This is a genomic window from Thermostichus sp. MS-CIW-37 (assembly GCF_054060065.1).
Map to the genome: position 1 here is coordinate 101422 of NZ_JBSSCV010000008.1, position 7647 is coordinate 109068.

Sequence of the window (7647 nt, forward strand, 5' to 3'; positions counted from 1 at the left end):
ATTTAGTAGTAAACCTTTAGCTTTTCTTGATTGTCCATGAAGGCCATTACCCTGCATCAACTGCAAATCTTCGAGGTTGCCGCCCGCCACCTGAGCTTTACCCGCGCTGCAGAAGAGCTTTACCTGACCCAGCCCACGATTTCCATGCAGATCAAGCAATTGAGCAAAGCCGTGGGGTTACCGTTGTTTGAACAGGTGGGCAAGCGGCTGTATCTCACCGAAGCGGGGCAAGCTTTACACCAAACCTGCGAGAAGATTTTTGAACAATTGAATCAATTTGAGATGACCCTTGCCGACCTGAAGGGGTTAAAGCAGGGACGGCTGAGCATTGGAGTGGTCACCACTGCCAAATACTTTATTCCCCGTCTGCTGGGGCCATTTTGTCAGCAGTATCCCGGCATTGACGTAGCTCTTAAGGTGCTCAACCGCCAGCAGGTTTTGGAGCGGATGAGCAACAACATGGACGATCTCTACGTGATGGGGATGCCGCCAGAAGATCTGGACGTGGTGGCACAACCTTTTCTGGAAAATCCTTTGGTGGTGATGGCCTCTATTCATCATCCCCTGGTGGGCCAAAAGGGGATCCCTCTGGCGCGCATTGCCCAAGAACCTTTTTTGGCCCGTGAGCCTGGCTCTGGCACCCGCATGGCTGTAGAGCGGCTTTTTGAGAAGCATAACCTAAAGCTCAACATTCGCATGGAGATAGGCAGCAGCGAAGCCATTCGCCAGGGCATTGTGGGTGGATTGGGCATTTCGGTTTTGTCTCAGCATGTGTTGGCCTTGGGGGGGTGGCAGCATCATCTGGCTATTTTGGATGTGGAAGAGTTTCCCATTCGGGGGTTCTGGCATTTGGTCTATTTGCGCTCTAAACGTCTTTCGGTGGTGGCCAAAGCTTTTGCCGACTTTCTTCTTTCCCAGGTTTCTCAAATGGAGCTGGACTTTGTGGCTAAAGAGCAGCACAAATCCAATTCAAATCCCAATCCAAATCCGCTTTCCGGCAAAGAGGCTGAAGCACAGCCGAGAGCTCTTGTCGCAACCCCCGGATCCCCTCAAAGTCGTGAGTGAACAATACTCGCAAAAACCCCAGGTAAGCCCGCGCCCACTCGTCTTCCGGATCCAGCTCGACGATCTGTTGAAAATGCAACTGAGCTGCTTCTGGTTGTAACAGCGCCGCCAACATCAAGCCCAGTTGGTAGTGGCTTTGGATTTGCTGGCTCGGTTGGCCTTGGGCAGCAGCCTGTTGCCGTTCCCCCTCCAGCAGTTGCCGTACCAGGATGCGATCTGGATCCGTCAAAAAAGTCGGGTATTGCAGGGTTGTCCAGGCATTGAGGTAAAGGGAGAGGGCCTGCAGATCCCCAGCGGCAGCAGCTCTGGCCGCCTCGCGGAGAGGAAACAAGGGATCCGTTACAAGGGGGGATCCCTCCTTCGGGAAGCTCGACAGGGATCCTCTCCAGGATTGGTGTAGGGAATGGCGGATCCCTTTGGGCGACTGCCATTCCAGGTGGAGAAGGCCACCTCTTGGGAAGTCGGTTGTGGGCAGCGTCAAGATCTCTTCCACCAGCCAGCCGCCCGTTAAGTTGAGCTGCAGGCGATTCTGCCCCAGCACCCAGGCCCGCTTCTCCAAAACCCGTCCTTGCCCATCTTCCAGCCGCGCCCAAACCAGCGTCTGGGTCAAGTTCTGAGCTGGGCCTTGCCAGCGCAACTTCCAGGCCGGGATCCCCAGCTCCGACAGCGTCTCAACCTCCACCAGCTCCACCTCCCCAGCTTCCAGAGGCCACTTCTGCACCGTCACTCTTGGCATGCGAGGGAAGTAGGTGTGCAGCCGACCCAAGGTAGGCAACTCCACCGCCGGATCTTGTCGCCAGTCTGGGCTGCTGCGCAGGTGCTGCCGGATCTGCTCCTTAGTCGGGCCATAGGGGCCGATAATCCCCTGTTCCCCTTCCGCATCCACAAACCCATCCAGCAAGGAGAGCTCCAACTCCGGCCAGGGGGTTTGCCCGGCAGCGCGGAATGTAACCGGCCAGCGCTGGAGAGCTGCTAAGTAGGTGAGGGTTTCGGAAGAGATCAGCTCTGTATTGGGGAGAACTCCCAACGTGGTGGTCAAGCCTGGCTGGATCAAGGATTGGATCCACTGCGTCAGCTCCTGTGTGGGGTGCTGCCCCTGCCAATGCATTTGGATCCCCTTCCACAGAGGAGCCACGCCTGGGGTAAGGGGCTGGCCTAGGCTGAGTAAGGCCAGGGATCCCAGACCTACGCCTACCCAGCCTCCCCCTCTCCAGCCCCAAGGATCCCTCCGCTTCCCCAACCACCGGCAAGCCTTTTGGATCCCGCCTGCTGATAACACGGCCAAGAGAGGCAGCAGGGGTAGGGTGAAGCGCACATCTTTGATGTCCACCAGGGTGTAGAGAAGGTAGCCCGAACCGTAGGTGGCCCACAAAACTGCCTCTCGCCTGTCCAGGGATCCCCACCCGCTCAGCAGCGGCAACCCACACAAAAAAGGGCTCATCTGCAGGGGCAAAAGGCGCAAGTAGGTGGTCCACCAGCACAGGGATCCCGCTGGGCAAGTGATGTAGTAGTGGGCAGTCTCGGCGTAAGCCCAGCCATTGCTGAGCACAAACAGCCAATTGGCCCTGTACCAAGGCCAGCACAAAAGCAGCGCCACGCCCATGCCCAAGGTCAGATGGGCCAGCCGCACCAACCAAGGGATCCTCTTGCCCGGCAACAGCGGGATCCCCAGCAAAGGCAACAGCAAAAACAGCACCCCCGTCCACTTGGTGAGCAACACCGCCGCCACCCCCGCCCCCACCCCCACCGCCCCCCGCCAGGAAGGCTCCTCCCCATAGGCCCACAGCGCCCAAAACGCCAGCGTCACCGCCACCACCAGCGGCAGCTCCAGCATGTAGACATGGGCCAAAGCCGTGATCCCCGGATAGAGGAGCACCAACGCCGCCGCCAGCCAGCCCACTTCCCCAGAGCGATAGACCCGCTGTCCCAGCCGCTGCGTTGCCAGAACCAGCACCCCCAGCAACCCCAAGTTGAGCAACTGCCCGTCCGCCCGGCTGAACGGATGTAGAACTGCCAAGGGGATCCCCAGCCAATAGGCCAAAGGGGGGTAGCGCTGGTTCAAATGCAAAAACTGCTGCCCCCACAGCCCATCCCAGCGAAACCGTCCCAGGTGAAGCCCAAAAGCCTGCGCCTGCAGCAGATGCTGCGCCTCATCCCAGGCTGGCGGCAAGGGATCCGTCCAATTCCAGATCACCAGCAGCAGCAGGGCCACCATCCCCAGCCCGGCCCACCACCGCAGGAAAGGGATCCCCGGCCTGTGGGGTCTCTCCGGCAATGTCTCTCTCTCCTCGTCTGTACCGTTCATGCTTTGAAAACAATCCGCAGAGATTCAGCAGACATTGGGATCCCTTGCAACTGCCACCTGGCCTTGCCCCCCAGAGCTAAACTCAACCTGTGTCATTCTCAGCGCTCCTCCCATAGACCGAGAGCTTCAGCATCCCATGATCGCTCCATCTGCCGGCCCAGAAGGGGTTTGGATCCTTGCGGATCAACTCCACCCACAGCAATCCGCCCTCGCTTCCCTCTCGACCCTATCCCCAGACCGAGTTCCCGTCATTCTCATCGAATCTCACCGGTGGGCCAGCTCCCGCAACCACCATCAGCAGAAACTGGTGCTGGTCTGGTCGGCCATGCGTCACTTTGCCCAAGAACTGCAACAGCGGGGCTACCCGGTCACCTATGTGGAAGCGGAAGGCTTTGCCGAGCCGCTGCAAACCTGGGCCAAGCAGCATCAACTGCAGCAGATCCGCCTCATGCAGCCAGCTGATATTCCCATCCGGGAGGAGGTGGAAAATCTGAGATCCACCCTCCCCTGCCCCCTCTTGGTTGTGGAAAACAACCACTTCCTCTGGAGTACTCGTCAATTTATCGACTGGGCCTCAGGTCGCAAGCGCCTGCTCCTGGAAGACTTTTACCGCGAAGGGCGCAAACGCTTTCGCATTCTCATGGATGGCCCCAAGCCCCTGGGGGGGCGCTGGAACTACGACCGGGAGAACCGCCATCCTCCCAAACCGGGAATGCGCTATCCTCGGCCCCTCACCTTTTCCCCCGATGCCATTACCCAGGCTGTCATCGCAAAAGTTAGGCAACACTACGGCCATCACTTCGGATCCTTAGAAGGATTTGGCTGGGCCGTCACCCGCGCCCAAGCCCTGCAAGTGCTTGATCATTTCATTCACGAGCGCCTGCCCCACTTCGGCCCCTGGCAAGACGCCATGCAAGCCGGGGAAGACTTCCTTTTCCACTCGCTGCTTTCTCCCTACCTCAACTTGGGCCTGCTCACCCCCCACGAAGTCATCGCTGCCGTCGAACAAGCCTACCATCGCGGCGGGATCCCCCTGCCCTCCGCCGAAGGCTTCATCCGCCAGATCCTGGGCTGGCGGGAGTACATGCGCGGCTTCTACGAATACCAAATGCCCAACGGCTATGCCCAGAACAACTTTTTTGGCCACCAGCGACCCCTGCCAGAGTTTTTTTGGACGGGCAAAACCGACATGGCCTGTCTGCAGCACACCCTGGATCAAATTCGCCGTCATGGTTATGCCCACCACATCCAGCGGCTAATGGTGCTCAGCAATTTCGCCCTCATCAGTGGCATTCAGCCCCAGGCAGTAGAAGCGTGGTTTCAGGATGTGTTTATCGACAGCTACGACTGGGTGATGCAGCCCAACGTCATCGGCATGGGCCTTTTTGCCGATGGGGGCATGCTCTCCACCAAACCCTATGCCGCCTCTGCTCAGTACATCCGCAAAATGAGTGACTACTGCCGCCATTGCCGCTACAATCCCAGCGAAAAGGTTGGCAAACAAGCCTGCCCCATCAATACGTTGTATTGGGACTTCCTGTTGCGTCAGCGATCCCTCTTAGCCCCCTTGGGCAGAATGAAATGGGTATTGATCCATTTGGATCGCATGGAACCGGAGCTGAAGGCCCAGATCCAGGCGCAAGCCGCTGCTTGGTGGGATCCCTTGCAATCTGCACTCGACGAACAGAGTCCATCTCATTTGCAATCTGTCTAAGCACCAGAAGATTAAGCATCCGGTAAAATTGAGGCACCCTCCTACCCACCTGTCGCTTTGTAAGGACTGCAAGCCATGAAATGTCCCCGCTGCAGCAAACAAGAAATCCGAGTTTTGGAATCTCGTTCGGCAGAAGGTGGCCAGAGTGTGCGGCGGCGGCGAGAATGCATGTCCTGTGGCTACCGCTTCACCACCTATGAGCGCATCGAGTTCATGCCCATCATGGTCATTAAACGGGATGGATCCCGCGAAAGCTTCAACCGAAACAAGATCCTGCAAGGGGTGATGCGCGCCTGCCAAAAAACCCCCGTCACCGTTAGACAGATGGAAGAGCTGGTCAACGAGATCGAAGAAAAGCTGCAATTGGAAGATGCCCAGGAGGTGACCACCCTGCGCATCGGCGAGATGGTGCTGGAGCGCCTGCAACACCTAAGCGAGGTGGCCTATGTGCGTTTTGCCTCTGTCTACCGCCAGTTTCAGGGTATAAAGGACTTTGTCAACGAGCTGGAACAGTTGGAACCACCGCTGCGACGGGATCTGGAGCGGCTGCTGCGGGACTCCTCTGCCTCAGATTCCGAATCTTCAGGCTCCCCGGACTTGGTGGGGGAGTATTCGTGACGTGGGAACGACAGCGCAAGCCGGCCCTCCCTGGAAGCAGCGGGGAAATGGCGCTTGTGGGCGGGAAAAATTGCTGTGAAGAGATCGCCCATTCCAAAGGCTTAGCGGTATGCTTGGGGTAGCAATCGCGGCTTACACTAAAGCTAGAGCTGCACACCTTTAGGTTGCCGGTGTTCAGCACTACCCCTGGGGATCCCTCGTATTGGGATCCCTCTGTGTCAAGCTGTTCCAGCCCCCTGTCCTTCCGAGTCGATCCCAATTTATGCAATACGATTTTCGGGGTTCTAACCCCTCTGGCGCTCGCAACAGCAACGGTAACCCCGGTGGTTTGCCCCGCAGTGGCTTTCGCTCCCCTGCCGCAATGGAGACCGGGCCAGGGGTGGTGCCAATTCAGGTGTATCAACAAGTGGCCGAAGAGTTGGAGTCTGCCCGTCAGCAGGTAAGCCTGCTCTCCTCCGAAAACCAGCGCCTGCGTGCTCTGCATCAGCAGTTGTCCGGAGAGATCGCTGCCATCACCCAAGAGTTCCAGGGGCAATTGGGCCACACCTTGAAGCGCCTACAACAAATCGGTCTGCGGTTTGCTGACGCGGGCGGCCAAGCTGCCCCAGTCTCTGAAACCTCTTTCCGACAGGACAACCCGACTGCCAATCCCGGCCAACCGGAGGCCCCGCCCAGCTACGATTTTTTGAATCGCCTCAAGCGCCGACAGGCCCGCAACGAGACCCCCTCCTTCTCATCCAGCGGCTTTGCCCCCTCCCCCTTCGATTCCCTTCGCCGCTCTCAACCTTCCACCCACACCCCTGCCGAGCCCTACCCCCGCACTGGCTACCAGGTTCCTTCCCTGGACGAGTTGATGCAGGATATGAGCGGCCCGGATCCCTATCTCGGTGAAGCAGACTCCTCAGCCTATTCCACCGGCATTTATCAGCGGGTACGGGAGCAACATCACGGATCCCAGGGCTCTGCCGTACTTTGGATGGCCGCTGCAGTCGTCTTAGTCATTGGATCGTTTGGGTTGGGATTTGTAGCCGTGCAGCCCTTTTTGCGCAACAACCCACCGTCCGTGCAGGCACCCTAAGAGCTGTTCACAGGATGCCCCAAAACTTGCTAGGTTCTGTTGGTCTTTATATTTGTATATTTGAGCCAGAAGAGAGCACCTGGGAAGTCGAGAAAGCTCAAGAAGTTCCTGGCCAACTTGTCAAAACGAGAAAACAAATGCCGATACTGCTTCAGCTTCTGAAAAAAGCACTCTACTGGGTGCCTCTCTCTGTAAACATGCCGGTCGTAATCTTGCACCACCCTCCTCTTCTTCCTAGAAGGAATTACCACCCGACTCTCCCCTATCCTCTGCGTAAATCGATGGGAATCCTATCCTCTATCCCCTATCACTTTCGTGTGTTCTTCTTGCCAGCTGTATCCACCTCGACTCCTGCCCAAGGCTTGCTCCCCTTTGGCTGCACAGGGGTGAGCACGAACGATGGTTGAGTCCAGGACAAGATGCTCTCAATCGGGTTCTGTGATGAAGAACTGAAACATTCTCTCCCAGACTCCCAAGCGACTCCAGCGATGGAATCTTGGGTAAATGGTGTACCACTTTCCACATCTTTCCGGGAGGGATCGATGCGGATGGCGAGACTCGAACTCGCAAGGCAAAGCCACACGCCCCTCAAACGTGCGCGTATACCAATTCCGCCACATCCGCTTCCGAGCCTAACCATCATAGCGACAGAAGGGTGGAGTTGTTAAGGGCATTGGCCATTTTGCAGCCGACGGCTTGTCCTGCCTTGTTGACATACTCCCCATGCCTGAAAGTTAACAAAGGAGGGGCGCGGGGAGCTATAAGTCCCGCCCTGTATGCAAAGCATCAGCGTCGGGATACATGGACTCCCCGCACTTGTCGATTCTCTCGATGGGATAAGACAAGTATTTACCAGCAGCTATAGCT

At 57.5% G+C, this 7647-nt stretch carries 5 protein-coding genes, 1 tRNA gene and 1 pseudogene; 4 read left to right on the forward strand and 3 right to left on the reverse strand.

Going from position 1 to position 7647, the window contains the following annotated elements; translation table 11 throughout:
• Positions 1 to 36: 36 nt before the first annotated feature.
• Entirely contained in the window at positions 37 to 1065 is a 1029-nt protein-coding gene (locus ACVWYZ_RS05635) for a LysR family transcriptional regulator (RefSeq protein ID WP_414390486.1), read from the forward strand.
• On the opposite strand, the gene ACVWYZ_RS05640 is transcribed toward ACVWYZ_RS05635, so the two are convergent.
• Positions 947 to 3370 carry a hypothetical protein gene (locus tag ACVWYZ_RS05640; RefSeq protein WP_457466459.1) on the reverse strand — a complete coding sequence of 808 codons (2424 nt, stop codon included), beginning with the start codon at positions 3368 to 3370 and terminating at the stop codon, positions 947 to 949. The two genes, ACVWYZ_RS05635 and ACVWYZ_RS05640, sit on opposite strands and share 119 nt — an antisense overlap.
• 136 nt (positions 3371 to 3506) lie before the next feature.
• Between ACVWYZ_RS05640 and ACVWYZ_RS05645 the strand changes: the two genes are divergently transcribed.
• From ACVWYZ_RS05645 to ACVWYZ_RS05655, 3 genes are all read left to right on the forward strand, one after another.
• A complete protein-coding gene (locus ACVWYZ_RS05645; RefSeq protein ID WP_457466460.1) occupies positions 3507 to 5084 on the forward strand; it encodes a cryptochrome/photolyase family protein in 1578 nt (525 codons plus the stop codon).
• 75 nt (positions 5085 to 5159) lie between these two features.
• Entirely contained in the window at positions 5160 to 5702 is a 543-nt protein-coding gene (nrdR, locus tag ACVWYZ_RS05650) for a transcriptional regulator NrdR (protein WP_457466461.1), read from the forward strand.
• Between the two features lie 262 nt (positions 5703 to 5964).
• Positions 5965 to 6780: a hypothetical protein gene (locus ACVWYZ_RS05655; RefSeq protein ID WP_457466462.1), complete on the forward strand. Its 816-nt coding sequence runs from the start codon at positions 5965 to 5967 to the stop codon at positions 6778 to 6780.
• A 29-nt stretch (positions 6781 to 6809) separates the two neighbouring features.
• Here the strand turns inward: ACVWYZ_RS05655 and ACVWYZ_RS05660 are convergent.
• Positions 6810 to 7328: pseudogene (locus ACVWYZ_RS05660) on the reverse strand (IS5-like element ISSoc13 family transposase); the annotation flags it as partial.
• Positions 7324 to 7404 (reverse strand) — tRNA-Leu (locus ACVWYZ_RS05665). The pseudogene ACVWYZ_RS05660 and the gene ACVWYZ_RS05665, both read right to left, overlap by 5 nt.
• Positions 7405 to 7647 lie beyond the last annotated feature (243 nt).